19 protein-coding genes are annotated in these 19,779 nt (G+C 68.4%); 10 read left to right on the forward strand and 9 right to left on the reverse strand.

Annotation, left to right across the window (positions count from 1 at the left end):
* Positions 1-11 precede the first annotated feature (11 nt).
* Positions 12-773, forward strand: a complete 762-nt coding sequence (locus H7K45_RS30315) for a crotonase/enoyl-CoA hydratase family protein (RefSeq protein ID WP_263999904.1) — start codon at positions 12-14, stop codon at positions 771-773.
* A 13-nt stretch (positions 774-786) separates the two neighbouring features.
* Positions 787-1,830, forward strand: a complete 1,044-nt coding sequence (locus H7K45_RS30320) for a TIGR03857 family LLM class F420-dependent oxidoreductase (protein WP_263999905.1) — start codon at positions 787-789, stop codon at positions 1,828-1,830.
* Here the strand turns inward: H7K45_RS30320 and H7K45_RS30325 are convergent.
* The 6 genes from H7K45_RS30325 to H7K45_RS30350 form a co-directional block, all read right to left on the reverse strand.
* Positions 1,805-2,041, reverse strand: a complete 237-nt coding sequence (locus H7K45_RS30325; RefSeq protein WP_263999906.1) for a sigma-70 RNA polymerase sigma factor region 4 domain-containing protein — start codon at positions 2,039-2,041, stop codon at positions 1,805-1,807. The genes H7K45_RS30320 and H7K45_RS30325 overlap by 26 nt on opposite strands.
* A gap of 83 nt (positions 2,042-2,124) precedes the next feature.
* On the reverse strand, positions 2,125-2,628 hold the full coding sequence (locus tag H7K45_RS30330) for an isoprenylcysteine carboxyl methyltransferase family protein (protein WP_263999907.1): 504 nt from the start codon (positions 2,626-2,628) through the stop codon (positions 2,125-2,127).
* 11 nt (positions 2,629-2,639) lie between these two features.
* On the reverse strand, positions 2,640-3,731 hold the full coding sequence (locus H7K45_RS30335; protein WP_276070755.1) for a type III polyketide synthase: 1,092 nt from the start codon (positions 3,729-3,731) through the stop codon (positions 2,640-2,642).
* A 236-nt stretch (positions 3,732-3,967) separates the two neighbouring features.
* Positions 3,968-4,099, reverse strand: coding sequence for a CstA-like transporter-associated (seleno)protein (locus tag H7K45_RS30340; RefSeq protein WP_372512698.1), 132 nt, complete (start codon positions 4,097-4,099; stop codon positions 3,968-3,970).
* Entirely contained in the window at positions 4,099-6,408 is a 2,310-nt protein-coding gene (locus tag H7K45_RS30345) for a carbon starvation CstA family protein (RefSeq protein ID WP_263999909.1), read from the reverse strand. The genes H7K45_RS30340 and H7K45_RS30345 overlap by 1 nt, the downstream gene beginning before the upstream one ends.
* Before the next feature lie 53 nt (positions 6,409-6,461).
* Positions 6,462-8,009 carry an ATP-dependent DNA ligase gene (locus tag H7K45_RS30350; RefSeq protein ID WP_263999910.1) on the reverse strand — a complete coding sequence of 516 codons (1,548 nt, stop codon included), beginning with the start codon at positions 8,007-8,009 and terminating at the stop codon, positions 6,462-6,464.
* 118 nt (positions 8,010-8,127) lie between these two features.
* Here H7K45_RS30350 and H7K45_RS30355 point away from each other — a divergent pair, with 118 nt between their 5' ends.
* The gene (locus tag H7K45_RS30355) at positions 8,128-9,141 is read left to right on the forward strand and encodes a VWA domain-containing protein (protein ID WP_264000077.1); all 1,014 of its coding nucleotides are present in this window, start codon (positions 8,128-8,130) and stop codon (positions 9,139-9,141) included.
* On the forward strand, positions 9,138-10,148 hold the full coding sequence (locus H7K45_RS30360) for a VWA domain-containing protein (RefSeq protein ID WP_263999912.1): 1,011 nt from the start codon (positions 9,138-9,140) through the stop codon (positions 10,146-10,148). Before H7K45_RS30355 ends, H7K45_RS30360 begins: the two co-directional genes overlap by 4 nt.
* A gap of 10 nt (positions 10,149-10,158) precedes the next feature.
* On the opposite strand, the gene H7K45_RS30365 is transcribed toward H7K45_RS30360, so the two are convergent.
* On the reverse strand, positions 10,159-11,706 hold the full coding sequence (locus tag H7K45_RS30365) for a molybdopterin-dependent oxidoreductase (RefSeq protein ID WP_263999914.1): 1,548 nt from the start codon (positions 11,704-11,706) through the stop codon (positions 10,159-10,161).
* 134 nt (positions 11,707-11,840) lie between these two features.
* Here H7K45_RS30365 and poxB point away from each other — a divergent pair, with 134 nt between their 5' ends.
* From poxB to H7K45_RS30380, 3 genes are all read left to right on the forward strand, one after another.
* Entirely contained in the window at positions 11,841-13,577 is a 1,737-nt protein-coding gene (gene poxB / locus H7K45_RS30370) for a ubiquinone-dependent pyruvate dehydrogenase (protein WP_263999915.1), read from the forward strand.
* 130 nt (positions 13,578-13,707) lie between these two features.
* Positions 13,708-14,385 (forward strand): cutinase family protein, encoded by a 678-nt coding sequence (locus H7K45_RS30375; protein WP_263999916.1) that lies wholly within the window; start codon positions 13,708-13,710, stop codon positions 14,383-14,385.
* A 68-nt stretch (positions 14,386-14,453) separates the two neighbouring features.
* Positions 14,454-15,518, forward strand: a complete 1,065-nt coding sequence (locus H7K45_RS30380; RefSeq protein WP_263999917.1) for a phosphotransferase family protein — start codon at positions 14,454-14,456, stop codon at positions 15,516-15,518.
* Here H7K45_RS30380 and H7K45_RS30385 read toward each other — a convergent pair.
* Positions 15,515-16,267, reverse strand: a complete 753-nt coding sequence (locus H7K45_RS30385; protein ID WP_263999918.1) for a sulfite exporter TauE/SafE family protein — start codon at positions 16,265-16,267, stop codon at positions 15,515-15,517. The genes H7K45_RS30380 and H7K45_RS30385 overlap by 4 nt on opposite strands.
* Before the next feature lie 194 nt (positions 16,268-16,461).
* Here H7K45_RS30385 and H7K45_RS30390 point away from each other — a divergent pair, with 194 nt between their 5' ends.
* The 3 genes from H7K45_RS30390 to H7K45_RS30400 all read left to right on the forward strand — a co-directional run bounded on the left by H7K45_RS30390 (position 16,462) and on the right by H7K45_RS30400 (position 18,222).
* Positions 16,462-16,986 carry a 2-isopropylmalate synthase gene (locus tag H7K45_RS30390; protein WP_263999919.1) on the forward strand — a complete coding sequence of 175 codons (525 nt, stop codon included), beginning with the start codon at positions 16,462-16,464 and terminating at the stop codon, positions 16,984-16,986.
* A gap of 17 nt (positions 16,987-17,003) precedes the next feature.
* The gene (locus tag H7K45_RS30395) at positions 17,004-17,582 is read left to right on the forward strand and encodes a TetR/AcrR family transcriptional regulator (protein ID WP_263999920.1); all 579 of its coding nucleotides are present in this window, start codon (positions 17,004-17,006) and stop codon (positions 17,580-17,582) included.
* A 70-nt stretch (positions 17,583-17,652) separates the two neighbouring features.
* Positions 17,653-18,222 carry a DUF308 domain-containing protein gene (locus H7K45_RS30400; protein ID WP_263999921.1) on the forward strand — a complete coding sequence of 190 codons (570 nt, stop codon included), beginning with the start codon at positions 17,653-17,655 and terminating at the stop codon, positions 18,220-18,222.
* Here the strand turns inward: H7K45_RS30400 and H7K45_RS30405 are convergent.
* On the reverse strand, positions 18,219-19,700 hold the full coding sequence (locus H7K45_RS30405) for a cytochrome P450 (protein WP_263999922.1): 1,482 nt from the start codon (positions 19,698-19,700) through the stop codon (positions 18,219-18,221). The genes H7K45_RS30400 and H7K45_RS30405 overlap by 4 nt on opposite strands.
* Positions 19,701-19,779 lie beyond the last annotated feature (79 nt).

Below are 19,779 nucleotides of genomic sequence, written 5' to 3' on the forward strand. Positions count from 1 at the left end.
CGAGGGGCAACGTGGCCGACGAAGTTCTGACCGAGCGCCGGGGGCGCACACTCGTCATCACCATCAACCGACCCGAAGCGCGCAACGCCTTCAACCTGGCGGTCGCCCAGGGTCTGGCCGACGCGATGGACGAACTCGACGACACCGCCGAGTTGTCCGTGGCCATCGTAACGGGTGCCGGTGGAAACTTCTGTGCGGGAATGGATCTCAAGGCGTTCATGGCCGGTGAGGTGCCGTCGATCCGCGGCCGGGGCATCGGTTTCACCGAGCGTCCCCCGCGCAAGCCGGTGATCGCCGCCGTGGAGGGCTACGCGTTGGCCGGCGGTACCGAGATCGTGCTGGCAACCGACCTCGTGGTGGCGGCCAGGGACGCGAAGTTCGGCATCCCCGAGGTCAAGCGCGGTCTGGTCGCCGCCGGTGGCGGACTGCTGCGGCTGCACCACCGCATTCCGTATCAAAAGGCACTCGAGCTCGCCCTCACCGGGGACAGCTTCACCGCCGAGCAGGCGGCGCAGTGGGGTTTCGTCAACGTGGTGACCGAGACGGGCGGGGCGCTCGACGGCGCTCTGGCCCTCGCCGAGCGCATCTCGGCCAACGGCCCCCTGGCGGTGGCGGTGACCAAGGAGATCATCGTCAAGTCCGCCGGCTGGAGCGAGGACGAGATGTGGAGGAAGCAAGAAGAACTCACCACACCAGTGTTCTCGTCCAAGGACGCCATGGAAGGTGCCACGGCGTTCGCCGAGAAGCGAGCGCCGAAGTGGACCGGCGCGTAGCCGGGGCTGCCTCGTGAGCTCACGGGTGCTCGACGAGTTGGGTTACTACCTGCTGGCCGGTGCCGGCGGTTCGGGCCCCGCCGCCCTGATAGACGAGGCCCGCCGCGGTGAAGAGCTGGGCTTTGGAACGGCCTTCATCTCCGAGCGGTGGAACGTCAAGGAGGCGTCCTCGCTCGTCGGCGCGGCATGCGCGGTGACCAGCCGCATGCGAATCGCCACCGCCGCAACCAATCACAACACTCGCCACCCGCTGATCACCGGGTCGTGGGCGACCACCATGCACCGATTGTCCGGCGGCCGCTTCACCCTCGGCATCGGCCGGGGCATCGCAGCGGTGTACGACGCCTTCGGGGTGCCCGCGGTGACCACCGCGCAGATGGAGGACTTCGCGCAGGTGATGCGCAGGCTCTGGCGCGGCGAGGTGGTGTTGGAGCACGACGGGCCGATCGGGAAGTACCCCGTGCTGTACCTGGACTCGGACTTCGACGAGGACATCAGGCTGGGGCTGGTGGCGTTCGGTCCCCAGACGCTGGCGCTGGGCGGACGCCAGTTCGACGACGTCATCCTGCATACGTACTTCACGCCGGAGACGTTGCAGCGCAGCGTGAAGATCGTCAAGGATGCCGCCGAGCAGGCGGGCCGCGACCCCGACGAGGTGACGGTGTGGTCGTGCTTCGCCACCGTCGGCGACCATCTCCCGGAGGAGCTTCGGCTCAAGAAGACCGTGGCCCGGCTGGCCACCTATCTGCAGGGGTACGGCGATCTTCTGGTCGCCACCAACGGATGGGATCCGGAGGTGCTCCGACGCTTTCGGGCCGACTCCGTAGTCGCGTCGGTGCCCGGTGGCATCGACCACAAGGCGACAACCGACCAGATCGAACACATCGCGACCCTGATCCCCGACGAATGGCTCGAGCCGTCCGCGACCGGCACGGCCCGGCAGTGCGTCGACCGGATTCGCAAGGAGTTCGACTACGGTGCCGACGCGCTCATCATGCACGGCGCGACGCCCGACGAGCTGGAGCCGATCGTCACGGCCTACCGGGCGGGCGCCTAGGGACGCTCCCGAGCAGCCGCCGAAGCGCGTCGTGCAGCCGTAGTTTGACGATCTCCGACGGCAGGCCGACGGCGCCGGCGATCCGGTCGACCGACCAGTGCAGAGACGCGGCGCAGAACAGGATTCGCCGCTCGTCGGACGGCAGCAGTGCCATCGCCTCGGCCAAGGGGCACGCACCGAGCCGGGCACCGTCGGCTGGGGGTCGTGGCACGTGCATACCCCTCAGCGTGCCTGCCCACCTCGGCCACGTCATGGGGGCTAACCCCCATCTCCCACACTCATCTCCAGCCGCCGTCAGGCATATCCCAGCGCCGTGTTCTCGATCCGAATCCTCGTGTCGAGTACCAGGGCGTTGGCTGCGCTGAAGACGACCGCGGTCACCCACGCGGAGTGCATCAGCGGCAGGGCGGCCACCTCGGCCACGACGGCCGTGTAGTTGGGGTGGTGCATCCACCGGTACGGTCCGCGGCGCACCAGGGGGGCGCCAGGGATGACGATGACGCGAGGATTCCAGTGCTTGCCCAATACGGCGGCACACCACCAGCGCACGACGGTGCTCGCCGCCACGACCGCGAGCATCGGCCAGCCGAGCCACGGGATGAAGGGGCGGTGCAGCGCCCACACCTCCACCACGCAGGAGACCAGGAGCAGACCGTGCATCGTCGTCATCACCGGGTAGTGGCCCCGGCCGAACTCGCGGCCGCCACGGGCCAACGACCATTCGGCGTTGCGTCGGGACACGGCCAGTTCCACCAGCCGCTCGAGCCCGATCGCCAGAATGAACAGGGAGTAGTACATCGTCGAACCGCCTACCAGCTCAGCAGCACGAGTTCGAAGCTGAAACCCGGACCCATCGCGAGCATGACGCCAAGCGAGCCTCGCGCGGGCGGTGCGGCCAGGGTGCGGCCCAGGACGTCCAACACCGACGCCGAGGAGATGTTGCCGTGTTCGCGCATCGAGTCCCAGCTGTGGACGAGCGCATCGGGCGGCATGCCGACCGCGCCCTGAATCGCCTCGATGACCCGGGGCCCGCCCGGATGGCAGACCCAGGTGGAGACGTCGTCGATGGACAGGCCGTGTTCGGCGAGGAATTCGTCGACCTCGTCGCGCAGATGCTCATCGGCCATCTTGGGCACGTCCTTGGACAGCACCAGCCCGAATCCCTTCGTGCCGACGTTCCACCCCATGACGTCCACCGTGTCGGGAATGAGCCGGCTGCGGGTGGCCAGCACCGCCGGGCCCGACGCGATGCCACGGTGCTCGGGCGTGCGGTTGGCCCCGCGGGCGATCACCGACGTGGCGCCGTCGCCGAAGAGGCACACACCGATCAGGGCGGGAATCGTCGTGTCGTCGTGCTGCAGTGTCAGCGAACACAATTCGACCGACAGCAGCGCCGCCACGTGGCCTGGGAAGCCACGAAGGTAGTCGTGGACGCGGGCCATTCCCGCCGCGCCGGCGACGCACCCAAGGCCGAACAGCGGGATGCGCTTGACGTCGGGTCGTAGGCCGACCCGGGTGGCCACCCGCGCGTCGATCGTCGGGACCGCCACTCCGGTGCTGGAGACCAGGAAGATCGCGTCGACGTCGGTGGGAGCGAGTCCTGCGGCGTCCAGTGCCGAGGTCAGCGCCTCGACACCCCATTGCGTGGCGACCTCGATGTACGCGTCGTTCGCCTCGGTGAAGTCGGCCATCGCCGGGTAGCGGGACAGGGGGAGCGCGAGGTTGCGGTGATCGACCCCGCTGGTGCGGGCGAAGCGCATGAACTCCGGTCCGTTGACCTTGGTGAGTTCGCGGGCGACGTCGTCCTGGTGGTAGCGGTGGGGTCCGAAGGCAGCTCCGGTTCCCGCGATCGTCGGCGCACCAATCCTGGTGAAGTTGAGACGATCTGATTCGACTTGCATTTCGTGGGTCATACCGGTCATCACGTGGTGCCGGGCGCCGCGGTTCGACGACCGGGGTCCACTGTGAAGGTAAACACCATTGCCCACGATCGGGAATATCTACGGTGTGGGCGACCTCAAAAGAGTTGCCGTGGAGCCAGATTCGAGTGCGCAGGATAACCGTGCCGCCCGCGGCCGCCCTGTTCCAGGGCTGCCGGTTTGGTGCGGCCACGCTGCGACGTGGCTGTGTGCGCGGGTCAGCAGCAGCGCGGCTGGACCTCGCTGGCGCGGTACCGCATGCGCCAGTAGTCCCGCTCGGACATCACGGGCTCACCGGGATGCGTGCGCGCCCGGTGTGCCACGTACCGCCGGTAGTGGTTGTCACCCATCAGTGAGCCCCAGTACCAACCGATCTGGCGGCCGGCCCGTGCGACCCTGGAGGCAAGGCGTCCCATTGCTTCTGCACCTCCTTCTCGGCTGCGGTCGGCTTCAAGCCCGACGGTGCGAAGATGCGCGAGGGAACCGGATCGTCGGCACTCAACGGCAAACCTCCGCCGCGAATCGCCTTCAACGCCATGACGAGACCGGCGACGACCACGATGATCACCAGCGCCGCGAAGATGATCGACAGGGTGCCCTGGATGAAGGTGTTGCGGATGACGGCGTCGAGCTGGTCGGGATTCTTGGCCGCGCCGAGCGCCGTCTTGCCCGCTGCCTTGGCGTCGCGGTACTGGAAGTGCTGAGTCCAGTAACCCAGCTTCGGATCGCCGGAGAAGATCTTCTGCCACGACGCGGTCATCGTCACGATGAGGTCCCACGCCAGCGGTACGCCGGGGATCCACGCCCATTTCAGCAACCCGCGTTTGATCACCACGACCGTGACCAACGTCAGGGCGATGGCGGCGAGCAGCTGGTTGGCGATGCCGAACAGCGGGAAGAGCGTGTTGATGCCGCCGAGCGGGTCGGTCACGCCCATCAGCAGGATGCTGCCCCACGCGGCCACCACGATCACGCTGCAAGCCCACGCACCGACGCGCCAGCTCGGGTCGCGCAACTTCTTCAGCGGCCCACCGAGATTGGCCAGCCCGTCGGACAGCATGAACCGTGCCACCCGGGTACCGGCGTCGACGGTGGTGAGGATGAACAGCGCCTCGAACATGATCGCGAAGTGGTACCAGAACGCCTTGAGGCCCTCGCCGCCGAAGACCTGGTGCAGAACCTCCGACATGCCCAACGCCAACGTCGGCGCGCCGCCGGTTCGCGACACGACCGACTGTTCGCCGACACCCGTCGCCGCGTCAGTGATCTCGGCGGCGGTGATCGGCGTACCCGACAGGCCGAGGCCGTTGACGTAGTCGGCGGCGGTCTGTGCAGTGGTGCCAGTCTGTGCCGTTGGCGCGTTGATCGCGAAGTAGAGGTGCTGGTTGAGAATGGCCGCGGTGATCAGGGCCATGATCGCGACGAACGACTCGGTCAACATGCCGCCGTAGCCGATCAGCCGCATCTGGCTTTCCTTCTCCAGCAGCTTCGGCGTGGTGCCGGAGGAGATGAGGGAGTGGAAACCCGACAGGGCGCCACAGGCGATGGTGATGAAGAGGAAGGGGAACAGGGAGCCGGCGAACACCGGGCCCGTACCGCTGGAGGCGAACGTCGAGATCGCCGGGGCCTCCATGACGGGGCGCGCAACGAGGATTCCGATCGCCAGCAGGATGATCGTGCCGACCTTCATGAACGTCGACAGGTAGTCCCGTGGAGCAAGCAGCAACCACACCGGCAACACCGACGCGGCCAGACCGTACACGATGACGGCCCACGACAGCGTGACCTTCGACAGGGTGAACCAGTCGTCGCCCCAAGCGGTTTCGGCAACCCAGCCGCCGGCGACGACGGCCAGCAGCAACAGCACGACGCCGATGACCGAGACCTCCGAGACTCGGCCCGGTCGCAGGAACCTCAGATACAGGCCCATGAAGAGGGCGATGGGGATGGTCATCGCGATCGAGAACACGCCCCACGGGCTCTCCGCGAGCGCGCCGACCACCACGAGGGCGAGCACCGCCAGCAGGATCACCATGATGACCAGCACGCCGACGATCGCCGCGACACCGCCCGCGGTGCCGAGCTCGTCGCGCGCCATCTGACCCAGCGAGCGGCCGCGTCGCCGCACCGAGATCGACAGCACCAGGTAGTCCTGAACGCAGCCGGCGAAGACCGCGCCGACGATGATCCAGATGGTGCCGGGCAGATAACCCATCTGCATGGCCAGCACCGGACCGACCAGCGGGCCTGCGCCCGCGATGGCAGCGAAGTGATGACCGAACAGCACCCGCCGGTCGGTCGGCATGTAGTCGGTGCCGTTCTCGAACACCTCGGCGGGGGTGGCGGCGTCGTCACGGGGCCTGACGATCTTCGTTTCGATCAGCCGGGCGTAGAACCGGTACCCGATCACGTAGGTGCACACCGCGGCGACGACGAACCAGACCGCGTTCACGGTCTCGCCGCGGAAGAACGCGATCACCGCCCATGCGATGGCGCCGAGCAGCGCCACGATCGCGAACGTGATCTTGTGCCCGGTCGTGATCGGTGATCGGTCCACGATCGCGACGGGGGGCAGGTCGGCGTCGGTGCGGACGTAGGTGATGTCGCCGTCGGTGTCTTCCAGACGAGCCCCGGCGGCGGGTACGGGGGGTGAGGCCATGCGCCGATCCTTTCACCGTGGGTCCGCCGGTTTGGCGAAACACCGGCATTCGGTCAGCGGTCGTACAGGGTTCGAACCGTGTCCACGGTGTCGGCCTCTGCGGCGGTCTTGTCGTCGCGGTAGCGCAGCACGCGGGCGAAGCGAAGCGCCATGCCCGCGGGATAGCGAGTCGAGGTTTGCACGCCGTCGAGGGCGATCTCCACGACCTGCTCGGGGCGTACCCGCACCGTGTACCCGTCGCTCGGAGTTGGGCTCGACCCGGCTCCGTCGGCCAGGTCGAGGAACCTCGCCGTCTGCCACTCCAGCATCTCGTCGGTCATGCCCTTGAAGGTCTTTCCGAGCATCACGAATCCACCGGTGGCCGGATCGCGCGCGCCGAGGTGGATGTTGGACAACTTGCCGGTGCGCCGACCCGATCCCCACTCCACGGCGAGTACGACGAGGTCGAGGGTGTGCACCGGTTTGACCTTGAGCCAACCCGCACCGCGCCGGCCCGCCTCGTAGGGGGCCGTCGGCGACTTCGCCATCACCCCCTCGTGTCCCGCGTCGAGCGTGGCCTCGAGGAAGGCTGCCGCCTGCGCCGCGTCGCCGGTGGTCAACCGGTCGACCCGATGCGTCGCGGGCACCAGCGCGTCCAGAGTGGCGAGCCGTTCGGTGGTCGGCAGGTCCAGCAGGTCGACACCGTCGAGGTGCAGCAGGTCGAAGAAGAACACCGACAGCGTCTCGGTTGCGCGTGCGGCGTCACTGCCGAACCTCGACCCCGTCACCTGGAATCGGTGCGGCCGGCCGTCGGGTCGCAGGGCGATCGCCTCGGCGTCGGCGATGAAGGAGGACACCGGCAGGGCCATGGCGGCCGCCACCACCTCCGGAAGCCGGGCCGTGACGTCGTCGAGGCTGCGGGTGTACACCGACACGTCGTCCCCGGCGCGGTGGATCTGAACGCGGGCGCCGTCGAGCTTGGCCTCGAAGACCGCTGTTCCGCCGAGTCGGTCCAGCGCGTCGTCGACGCCGGTCGCGGGCTGAGCGAGCATCGGACCGACCGGGCGGCCCACCCGGAGGACGAAGTCGGCGAGCCCGGCCCGGCCCTCGGTCAGCACGGCGGCCGCGACGCTCGGCAGCTCACCGCCGAGCATCGAGGCCCGGCGCACCTCGGCGGCGGGCACGCCGGCGGCCTTGGCGACGGCGTCGGTCATGACGCCGATCAGCGCGCCCTGGCGCAGCTCGCCGCTGAGGAGGCGCTTTAGGAACGCCTGTTCGACGTCGGTGGCGGCCGCGAAGAGCCCCGTCACCAAGGCGGCCCGCCTGCCCTGTGAGCCCTTGCCCGCGACACCACCGATCTCGGTGAACGTGGCGTGCACCTCCGACACCGTCAGCGACGGGTCAGCCGCCGGTGGGGGCAACGCCCGAAGCGCGGCCCAGCCCACCCCGATCTGGCGCTGGGGCAGATCGCCTGCGAGCCACGAGACCACGACCGCGACGAGTTCGGGATCGCCCTCTGCGGCGGCCGTGGCCACGACGTCGGCGATGAGCCCGATCTTGGCCGTGCGCGCCGAGACGGCACCCACCTTGGCTGAGGTGACGGCGACCTCCGACAACTTCACGTCTCCACCTTGGCACGGGCGTCCGACACCTTCGCTCAAGGAACCTCGCAGCCAACGGTCAGGGAGCCGCGCCACACTCGCTGCTACTCGACCACCCCTCGACCAAAGGACGACCGTGCTGACCTTGCCCGTGATTGGCGCGATCACGTGGACGGGATTCGAGCACCCCTGGCTGCTTCTGTTCGGCGCGGTCCCGCTGGTGCTCCTGGTGGTGTACGTCGTGATCCAACGGCGACGGCGTCGGCGGGTGGCACGGTTCGTCGGCACGCCGCCCGGGGGACCGGCCCCGGTCGCCACGAAGCTGCGCTGGCGGCACGTACCGCTCGCGCTGACACTCGTCGGGCTGGCGGTCTTGACCGTCGCGCTGGCCGAGCCCACCGAGGACGTCCGGATCCCGCGCAACCGCGCCGTCATCATGCTCGTCGTCGACGTGTCGCAGTCGATGCGCTCCACCGACGTCGACCCCACCCGGCTCGTCGCCGCCGAGCAGGCGGCCAAGAAGTTCGCCGCCGGGCTGACTCCGGGAATCAACTTGGGGCTCATCGCCTTTGCGGGTAGTGCGAACCTGCTGGTCGCGCCGAGCCCGGACCATCAGGCGACGATCACCGCCCTGGACAAACTGCAGACGGCCGACAAGACCGCCACCGGCGAGGCCATCTTCACCGCGCTGCAGTCGATCGCCACGGTCGGTGCGGTGCTCAGCACCGACGGGGACACCTCGCCCCCGCCGGCCCGCATCGTGCTGCTGTCCGACGGCGACGAGAACGTACCCGGCGATCCGAGCAACCCCCGCGGCGCCTACACGGCGGCCCGGTACGCCAAGGACCAGGGCGTGCCGATCTCGACGATTGCGTTCGGCACCGCCGACGGTTTCGTGGACCTGAACGACGAACGACTCCCAGTTCCGGTGGGCAAGGAGACGATGACCAAGATCGCGGAGCTCTCGGGTGGCCAAACCTACTCGGCCACCAACGTCGAGCAGCTCAACCAGAGCTACGAATCCGTCCAGCGGCAGATCGGCTACCAGGTGCTGCCCGGCCCGGCCAGCGAAGGATGGGTGCGTCTGGCGGTGCTGTTCGCCACCGCGGCCGCCGTGCTCGCACTGGTGGTCAACCGGCGGCTCCCGACATGACGGTGCCGTTCCTCGGGCCGCTGGCCCTGTCGGGCTTCGCCCACGCCTGGTACTTCCTGTACCTGTTGGTCGTCCTCGGACTCGTCGCGGCCTACGTCGTCGTCCAGTACGGCCGACACCGGCGGGTGCTGCGGTTCGCCAACATGGAGGTGCTGCAGCGCGTCGCCCCGACGCAGAACCGCCGACGATGGCGCCACGTCCCGGCGGTGCTGCTGGTGATGTCGCTGGCCACCTTGGCGGTGGCGCTCGCGGCCCCGACCCACGACGTTCGCATTCCGCGCAACCGCGCCGTCGTCATGTTGGTGATCGACGTGTCGGAGTCGATGGTCGCCACCGACGTGGCGCCCAACCGGTTGGAGGCGGCCAAGGAGGCAGGCAAACAGTTCGCCGACGAGCTGACCCCGGGAATCAACCTGGGGCTGGTGGCCTTTGGCGGAAGCGCGACGTTGCTCGTCTCACCGACGACCAACCGTGCGGCGATGAAGAACGCCATCGACGGTCTGAAGGCCGAGGAACGCACGGCCACTGGAGAGGGCATCTTCACCGCTCTGCAGGCGATCGCCAGCGTCGACGCGGTGATGGGCGGCGGCGACACGCCGGCGCCCGCCCACATCGTGCTCGAATCCGATGGCGCCGAGACGATTCCGCGCAACCCGGACGAACCCCGCGGTGCCTACACCGCCGCCAGGGCGGCCAAGGATCAGGGCGTGGCCATCTCGACGATCTCCTTCGGCACGCCGGACGGCGTCGTGACCATCGACGGGCAGCAGATTCCGGTGCCGGTCGACGACGCGACGCTGCAGCAGATCACCGACATCTCTGGTGGCCAGACGTATCACGCGAGCAGTCTGGAGGAGCTGAAGAAGACGTATTCGGAGCTGCAGCAGCAAATCGGCTACGAGACGATTCGCGGTGACGCCAGCCAGGCCTGGATTCGCGTCGGTGCGGTCCTCATGGCGCTGGCCGTCCTGACGTCGGTGGTGACCAACCAGCGGGTGCCCGTCTGACCCGGCGGTCTCAACTGACGTCGAAGGACACCGAGTGCCAGCCCGTGGCGCCGTCGGGGACGACGTCGGCCTCGTCCTGGGTTTGCACCGCGCCGGTGGCGTCGGTGGCGCGCACGGTGATGGTGTGTGAACCAGGCGCGTCGGCCTGCCACGGAAAGCTCCACAGCCGCCAGGTGTCGTTGGAGTAGCTCGCCCCGAGCGTCGCCTGCTGCCACGGTCCTTCGTCGATTCGCACCTCGACGGTCTTGATGCCGCGGTGCTGGGCCCAGGCCACGCCGCCGAACGTGGTGGCACCCCGTGGCACCACGGCGCCCGGGCGGGGCACGTCGATCCGTGACTCAGTCTTGATGGGGCCCCGAGCCGACCACCCGAGTCCGGTCCAGTACGCCTCCGCACGGTCGAAGCGCGTCAGTTCCAGTTGGGCCAGCCACTTCGTCGCCGACACGTAGCCGTACAGACCGGGGACCACCAGGCGGGCGGGATAACCATGCTCGGTGGGCAGCGGTGCGTCGTTCATGCCGATGGCCAGCAGCGAATCGCGCTGATCGGTCAGCGCCTCGACCGGCGTACCGGCGGTGAACCCGTCGACGGAGGTCGAAAGGACCATGTCGGCGTCGGGGTGAATGCCGACCTCTGCCAGCAGGTCTCGGACTCGGTAACCCGTCCACTTCGCATTGGAGATGAGGTCACCGCCGACCGGGTTGGACACGCACGTCAACGTGACGATCTGCTCGACGGGTTCGAAGCGTTGCAAATCATCGAAGGTCAGCGTCACCTCGCGGTCGACCATGCCGTGGATCCGCAGCCGCCAGTCGGCCCGGCTGACCTGGGGCACGCTCAGGGCGGTGTCGATGCGATAGAAGTCGGCGTTGGGCGTGATGAACGGCGTCTGGGTGAAGCCGGCGGGTTGCACGCCCGGCGGGACGACGGGTGGCGCCGCCCCGCGCGGAGCCGGAAGGGTGAAGGCGGTGCGGTCGCCGGCCACCGAGGAGTTCAGTCGATTCAGCAGCGTGCCTGCGACACCGGCTACCGCGCCGACGCCGATCAGTCCGAACGTCACGAGAGACAGTCGGCGACCGGGGTCCGGTTCCGTCGTGGAGGGCGCGTCCGCGGGAGCCGCCGGTGCGGCCAGGCGGCCGACGGCCAACCAGCGCATCACGACCACCCCGCAGAGCGTGCCGATCACCGTGGGGACCACGTCGACGACGCTCGCCCCGGCCCGGCTCAGCACCGCCGCGCAGCCGAGCGCACCGGCGATCACGATCGCCACGCTGCCGACCGGCCGCCTGCGCGTCTCGTGCTGCGCGGTGATGGCGGCGATCACCGCGATCACCACCAGGACGACGATCGACAGGGCCAACTTGTCCGACGTCCCGAAGGATTGAATCGCCCACTCCTTGACCGGGCCGGGGGTGACGTCGATGACCGCCGAGCCGACGGCGGTCCGGGAGTCGGCGTGTGGACCGAAGGCCACCGCGGCCAGCTGGGTCACGCCCAGCGCCACGGCCGCCGCGGCGACGCCGATCCAGGGGCTGGGACGGGTTGCCGTTTCGACCATCCCGCCAAGTTACCGACTGCACGACCGGCACGTCTTACGGCGACGTGACGGTTCGCCTCCAGTAGTGTGATCTAAGCGCGAAAACCGTCGCTGCGCGAAGGTTTCCGCGCCTAGATCGCAGGGGAGTGACCCGTATGGCCACGATCGCGACTCAGATCATCACCGCGCTGGCGCGCAGCGGAGTTCGACACGTCTACGGTCTGCCGGGGGACAGTCTCAACGGGTTCACCGACGCCATCCGCCGCTCGGGCGAGCTCACCTGGGAACACGTCCGGCACGAAGAGACCGCGGCCTTCGCCGCGGCGGCGGACGCGGCGCTCACGGGTCAGCTGGCGGTGTGTGCCGGCAGCTGTGGACCGGGCAACCTCCATCTGATCAACGGGCTGTTCGACGCGGAGCGTTCGCGGGTCCCGGTACTGGCGATCGCCGCGCACATTCCGCGCAGCGAGATCGGCTCGGACTACTTCCAGGAAACCCACCCCCAGGATCTCTTTGGTGAGTGCAGCGTCTACTGTGAACTGGTCAGCACTCCCGAGATGGCGCCGCGGATCATCGAGATGGCCATGCGCGCCGCGATCGAGGAGAACGGGGTAGCCGTCGTCGTCGTCCCCGGTGAGATCTTCTTGGCCAAGGCGGTCGAATCCCGCTGGCTGACCAAGCCCATCCTGCCGACCACCTCCGTCGTGCGGCCCGACGACGACGGGCTTCGGCGCGCCGCCGACCTGCTCAACGCCGGGGAGCGCGTCACCATCCTGGCCGGCGCCGGGGTTCAGGGCGCGCACGACGAGGTGGTGGAGTTGGCGGGCTTGCTGAACGCGCCCGTCGTGCATGCGTTGCGCGGCAAGGAGTTCGTCGAGTACGACAACCCGTACGACGTCGGCATGACCGGCCTGCTGGGATTCGCTTCGGGGTACAAGGCCATAAAGGAAGCCGACACCCTGCTGATGCTGGGCACCGACTTCCCGTATCAGCAGTTCTTTCCCGAGGACGCCCGCATCGTGCAGGTCGACGTCCGCGGCCGACACCTGGGCCGTCGCGTGCCCGTCGACCTCGGCTTGGTCGGCACCGTCGCCGACACGGTGGCAGCGCTGCGGCCGTTGCTCGTACCAAAGTCCTCCCGTGAGCACCTCGACCGGTCGCTGCGCCACTACGCCAAGACCCGCAAGTCGATGGACGGTCTGGCGGTGAACGACCGCGACAAGGCGCCCATTCGACCGGAATACGTTGCCGCCCTTGCCAATCGGCTGGCCACCGACGACGCGGTGTTCACCGTCGACGTCGGGTCGCCGGTGGTCTGGGCAGCTCGCTATCTCGAAATGAACGGCCGGCGCAGGCTCGTCGGTTCGTTCAACCACGGCACCATGGCGTGCGCTCTGCCGCACGCGATCGGCGCGCAAACGGCGTTCCCCGGTCGGCAGGTGGTGGCGCTCGCCGGCGACGGCGGACTGACGATGCTGTTCGGCGAGCTGATCACGCTGGTGCAGAACCGTCTGCCGGTCAAGGTCGTGATCTTCAACAATTCGTCGCTGAACTTCGTCGAATTGGAGATGAAGGCAGCGGGCATCGTCAACTTCGGCACCGAGCTGGTCAACCCGGACTTCGCCGCGGTGGGCCGGGCGATGGGGGCCTTCGGGCGCCGGGTCGAGCATCCCGGGGAGTTGGAGGACGCGCTGCGCGAGGCGTTCGCCCACGACGGCCCAGCGATCGTCGACGTGGTCACCGCTCGCCAGGAGCTCTCGATTCCCCCCGCCATCAGTGCCGAACAGGCCAAGGGCTTCTCGCTGTACGCGATCCGGACCATCATGGCGGGCCGTGCCGACGAATTGCTCGACCTCGTCACGACCAACGTGTCCCGGCGACTCCTGGACTGATTCGTCTCGGGCCCACGCCGTGAGTTCTCGCTCACACTTGCTCCTGGAAATCATCGGTTTCCGGCGCAGTGGGCAATTATGAAGTGCTACTAAACAAATGCAGGATCCACGGAACTTTGAGGGGACGCCGATGTCCGTTTACACCACCACTCGCGCAGTGCTGACGGGCCTGGCCGCCGGCGGGTTGATCGGCGCCGGTGTGATGAGCGCGCCGCTGGCGTCGGCCGCTCCGCGGTGCTCGGACGTCGAGGTCGTATTCGCCCGCGGCACTGACGAACCCGTCGGGGTCGGTCGGGTGGGACAAGCGTTCGTCGACTCGCTCAAGGGTGACCTCAAGGGCAAGTCGGTCGGCGTGTACGCCGTGAACTATCCGGCCTCGCACGAGTTCATGCAGGCCACCGAGGGCGCCACCGACGCCGCCGCGCACGTCCAGTTGACGACGTCGACCTGTCCGAACACGAAGATCGTGCTCGGAGGCTACTCGCAGGGTGCCGCCGTGATCGACGGCATCACCGGCGATCCCGCCAGGCTCTTCGGACTGGGACAGCCGATGCCTCCCGAGGTGGCCGACCACGTGGCCGCCGTCGCCGTGTTCGGCAACCCGCTCAACCGCTTCGGTGGCCCGCTGACCGCGCTCAGCCCCCTGTACGGTGCGAAGACGATCGATCTGTGCAACGGTGCGGACCCGGTGTGCTCGCCGGGTGACGACCGCCCCGCGCACAGTCAGTACGTCGAGGCCGGATTGACCGGTCAGGCAGCGGCATTCGCCGCCGACCGGGTCAGGTCCCTTCCTGCGCCCGGCGTCTAGGTCGCCGGAACCGCCGTGGGCCAACGACTTCGGTCGAACCCCTGCCGAGGTGCCACTCGGCGACGACGATGACGGACATGGCCGACGACGTTCCCACCCTGACCGACGGTGACCAACGGGCCCTCCGGGAGTGGGTGCGGACGACGGGTCTCGGCGCGCAGGTGACCGACGTCGAGCCGCTGACCGGTGGCAGTCAGAACATCGTGGTGAGACTGCGCGTCGACGGCCGACCCATGGTGCTGCGCCGCCCACCCCAGCATCCGCGTCCGACGAGCGACAAGACGATGCTGCGCGAGATCGCCGTCCTGCAGACCCTTGCAGGTACCGGGGTTCCACACCCGGCGTTCATCGCCGGTTGCGAGGACCTCGACGTGCTCGGAGTCGTCTTCTACCTCATGGAGGGCGTCGACGGCTTCAATCCCGGCAACGAGATGGCGCAGGCCTACGTCGACGACGCGTCGCTACGCCACGACGTCGGGCCGGCCTACGCCGCCAGCCTCGCGCGGCTCGGCGGGGTGCCGTGGGAGGGCAGTCCGCTTGCCGCGCTGCGTCGACCGGGTTCCTTTCTGGGACGCCAAGTTCCGCAGTTCCTCGGCCTGCTGCAGAGCTATCGGCATGACGCCTACGACCCGGGCTCGTTGGCCGGGGTGCCCGAGCTGGCTGCCTGGCTCGAGGACAACCGGCCCGAGGACGGGCCGCCCGGCGTCATGCACGGTGACGCCCATCTGAACAACGTGCTGCTGCGCCGCGACCGGGCGGAGGTGGCCGCGTTCATCGACTGGGAGATGTGCACGATCGGTGAGCCGCTGCTCGACCTCGGGTGGCTGCTGGTGTGCTGGCCGGCCAACCCCAACACGATCGACGCGGGGTCTCAGCTGGCGGCCCTTGGCGGGCTGGCCAGTCGGGCCGAGTTGGTGGCGGCCTACCTCGACGCCGGTGGCCGGCATACGGACCGGCTGGACTGGTTCAAGGCGCTCGCATGCTTCAAGCTCGGCATCGTCATCGAGGGCACGTGGTCGCGCTACCTGGCCGGGCAGGCAACCCTGGAGGCGGGTCGCAGACTGCACGCCTCGGCAGTGTCCCTGCTCGACTTCGGCCTGCGGATCGCCACGGGCGACGACCCCTTCGTCTAGCCGTAGGCGTCGACGCCGAGCTTGACGGCCAGTACCAGACCCGCCAGCGCAATCGCCAGACGCACCGGCCGCGCAGGGGCCCGCCGCACGATGGCCGGACCCAGCCGGGAGCCGACCAGGCACCCCAGGCCGAGCGGCACTACCGCGAGCCACTCGACGTCGGCGAAGACGGCGAACACCACGGCGGCTACGCCGTTGGCGACACCGAGGACGACGTTCTTGGTGGCGTTGGCATGCGCCAGCGCCTCACTGCCCATGCGGAGGAACAACGCGAGCATCAGCACCCCCGCTGCGGCGCCGAAGAAGCCGCCGTACACGCAAATCGCCAGCACGCAAAGACTTTCGACCACCCGTCGGGTGACGGAGGGCGGGCCGTCGGCGACGTGCTCGCCCTGGGGCAGGGCGATGAGTACGGCCGACGCGGCCAGCAGCAGCGGCACGGCCTTCTCGAAGCCCTCGGCCGGGATCGTCAACAACAGTGCCGCCCCGGCCGCGCCACCGAGTAGCGCCGCCGGGACCAACCGGATCACCGCAGCGCGCTGGCCGCGCAGCTCGGGCAGCGACGCCGACACCGATCCCACGCCGTTGAGGACCAGCGCCACGGTGTTGGTCACGTTGGCGGTCACCGGCGGCAACCCGACCAGCAGAAGGGCGGGATAGGTCGTGAGTGACGCCAAGCCCGCGATGCTGCCGCACAGCCCGCCACCGACCCCGGCGGCGAACAGCAGCAGAACGTGCCACCAACTCATTTGGTCATCGGCGATGAACCCTAGTGGACCGCGAAAGGGCTTGCGTCCTGCGGTGGGGGAGGCCTAGCATCGCTGACGTGCCGAAGCGACTCGTAGTAGCCATCCGCAGCGGGGTCTGATCCAGACCGACCCCTCGCTGTGGGTCGTCGCTACACCGTCGGTCGATTTCCTCTTCTTCCTAGAGAGACCGGCACGTGTCCGTCACTTCGCTCACCAGATCCACCCTCGCCGTCCCGACGTTCGCCGCCCGTTTCCGCGGGCCCGTTCCGTTGGCGCTGCGCGAGGAAGCCGAGTCGACACCCGATGAGGCGTTCCTGGCCCGCTACGCGCCGTCCTCGGGCCCGCTGCGGCTCGGTCAGTGGCAGTGCGTCGACCCGGACCGACCCGCGAGTCGGCTTGGGCCGCAAGCGCGCAACTATCAGGCCACGATCGCCGTGGGTGACCGCATCGGCACGTCGACCGCGGCGGCCTGCGGTCCCGTCGCCGCGCTGACGGCAATGCTGCACGAACGGGGCGTCCCGGTCGAGATCGTGGCGTTCCACCAGTTGCCCGCACCGGGTGGCACCGCCACCTTCCTGCGCGGAACCGACGGAGTTGGCGAGGCATGGGCGGTGGGCTGGGCGGCAGACCCCGAGGAGTCCGCGCTGCGGGCCGTGGTCGCCTGCGCGAACCGGTTGGCGTCGGAGTCCCCGCGAACGTTTGACGATTCTATCTACTAGTAGGTAGATTCATCGGCATGGCGCCGACCACCGAAGACGACATCCTCAGGAGTGCCAGAAGCCTTCTGGTCGGCGGCGGGTACAACGGCTTCAGTTACGCCGACGTCGCCGCATCGGTCGGCATTCGCAAGGCGAGCATTCACTACTACTTCCCGACGAAGGCCGACTTGGTCGCCAGCCTGGTCGCGCGCTACCGGGCCGAGGCCGCCGCCGGTTTCGCCGAAGTGAGCAGGCAGAATCCCCAGCCGCTCGACCGGTTGAAGGCCTACATCGCGTTCTGGTCGGCCTGTATCGCCGACGGCACCAACACCTTCTGCCTCTGCGCGCTGCTCGCCACCCAGATTCCCGTCCTGCCGGAAATCGTCGTTGCCGAGGTGCGGTCCTACTTCGAGGTGCTGGCGACGTGGCTCGCCGCGGTCTTCGACGAAGGTTGCGCCCGAGGCGATTTCATCCTGGGCGACGACGCCGCCACTGAAGCCGAGAAGTTCATGGCCGCCGTGCACGGCGCCATGCTGTCGGCTCGCGCCTACGGCGATGCCCGGGTCTTCGACCTCGTCACCGCCCCGCTGCTGGCCCAATTGGCCTCCCGCACCTAAGTCAACCGCAACACCACATTCTTGCCCCCGTCGCCGACGGGGGTGGACCCCGCATGGAAGGACACTGGCGATGACCGAACGAGTACTCGAGGACCGCAGAACAGACGGACGCCGCTGGCTCACCACGTACTACTTTGCGCGAGCCGCGTTTTCGATCGTCTGGGTGGTCGCCGCCTTCACTCTGGGTGCCGACCTGCCTGCACTGGCCGGTGCGCTCCTGATCGTCTACCCCGCCTGGGACGCAGCGGCGAACGTCGTCGACGCTCGCCGCAACGGGGGGCTCAGGGCTAACCCGACCCAGACCCTCAACGCGATCGTCAGCACCGTGACCACCGCCGCGGTGGCCGTCGCGCTGGGCTCGAGCATGTTCGCGGTGCTCGGCGTATTTGGTGTCTGGGCAACGCTTTCGGGCCTGTTCCAGCTCGGCACGGCGCTGCGGCGATGGAAATCCGTTGGCGCCCAATGGGCGATGGCGCTCAGCGGGGCTCAGTCGGCGATCGTCGGCATCACCTTCCTGATCAAAGCCAGCGGCTCCGTCGTCCCCGGTGTCGCCGACATCGCGCCCTACGCAGGCTTCGGCGCGTTCTACTTCCTCGTGTCGGCGGTCTGGCTGGTGGTATCCGATCGCCGGCGCGGCTAGCGCAGCGGGCGCAGCACGATGGGCATGCCGTCCATCGGGACCGGCATGCCGCCGTAGTCCCACGTCTGCTCGCGACCGGGATGGGCCAGCTCCAGCCGGTACTTGCGCAGCAGCCGGTGCATGATGACCTTGACCTCGAGCTGACCGAACATCATGCCGATGCACTTGTGGGACCCGCCGCCGAACGGTGTGAAGGCGAAGCGATGTTGCTTGTGCTCGTTGCGGGGCTCGGCGAACCGCTCCGGGTCGAACGTCATGGGGTCGGTCCAGAACTCGGGCAGCCGGTGGTTGAGGCCGGGGTAGGCAATCACGTTGGTGCCCTTGGGGATGTGGTATCCGAGCAGTTCGGTGTCGCGGACCGCCCGGCGCATGGCCCACTGCACGGGGGTGACCAACCGCATCGACTCGTTCATGACGAGGTCGAGTGACTCGAGCTTCTCAAGGGACTCGACGTCGACGGGTCCGTCGCCAAGGCGGTCGGACTCGTCGCGGCACCGTTCCTGCCATTCGGGGTTGGCCGCCAAGAAGTACGACATGGTGGTCGCCGTCGACGTCGAGGTGTCGTGCGCGGCCATCATCGTGAAGATCATGTGGTTGACGATGTCCTCGTTGCTGAACTTGTTGCCGTCCTCGTCCTCGGTCTGACACAGCACGGTCAGCAGGTCCGAACCCTCCGCGCCGCGGCGCTCCTCGACGCGTTCGGCGAAGTAGTCCTCGAGCACCTTGCGTGCCTGCAGACCACGCCACCAGGTGAAGGGCGGCACGCCGGTGCGGATGATGGCGTTGCCGGCGCGGACGACGGTGGTGAAGGCGTTGTTCACCTTGGTGACCAGCTCGTGGTCGGTGCCGGGCTCGTGACCCATGAACACCATCGAGGCGATGTCGAGCGTCATCTGCTTCATGGCGGGGTAGAGCAGGAACCGTGGATCGTTGGCGACCCAGTCGTTGGCGACCACCTTCGACGCCACCGTGTCGACCTGCTCGGTGTAGCCGACGAGGCGGGTTCGGACGAAGGCCTCCTGCATGATCCGCCGGTGGAACATGTGCTCTTCGAAGTCGAGCAGCATGAGGCCGCGGTGGAAGAACGGCCCGATCACCGGGATCCAGCCCTCCTGGGAGAAGTCCTTGTTGCGATTGCCGTAGATGGCCTGGGCGGCGTCGGGTCCCAGCGCGGCCACCGCGGGCAGGGCCGGTGAGTCGGCGTAGTAGATCGGGCCCTTGGTCTTGTAGATGTGCATCAGGTACTCGGGCCCGCCGCGGAACATCTCCACCAAGTGGCCGAGCACGGGGAGCCCCGAGTCGCCCATGACCGGCTTGAGACCGCTGCCGGCCGGCGGCTCTGCCAGCACCTTCTGCGGGAAGTCGGTGCGCAGCAGCTTGCGTTCGAGGGCACCCATCCCGGGAAAGTTGTTGAACGACGGCGTGAATCGGCGCTTCGCCTGGTCGAGCAAGTAGTCCTTGGTGCTGATGGTCGCCATGGGCACGCTCCTGGGCTGAGGGACGTCTGTGGTCGACGTCACTGACTGACCCCATCCTGTCGCCGACACTTGACGCATG

Origin of the sequence: Mycobacterium yunnanensis, from assembly GCF_025823185.1 — a bacterium.
In the GTDB taxonomy this organism is placed as follows: domain Bacteria; phylum Actinomycetota; class Actinomycetes; order Mycobacteriales; family Mycobacteriaceae; genus Mycobacterium; species Mycobacterium yunnanensis.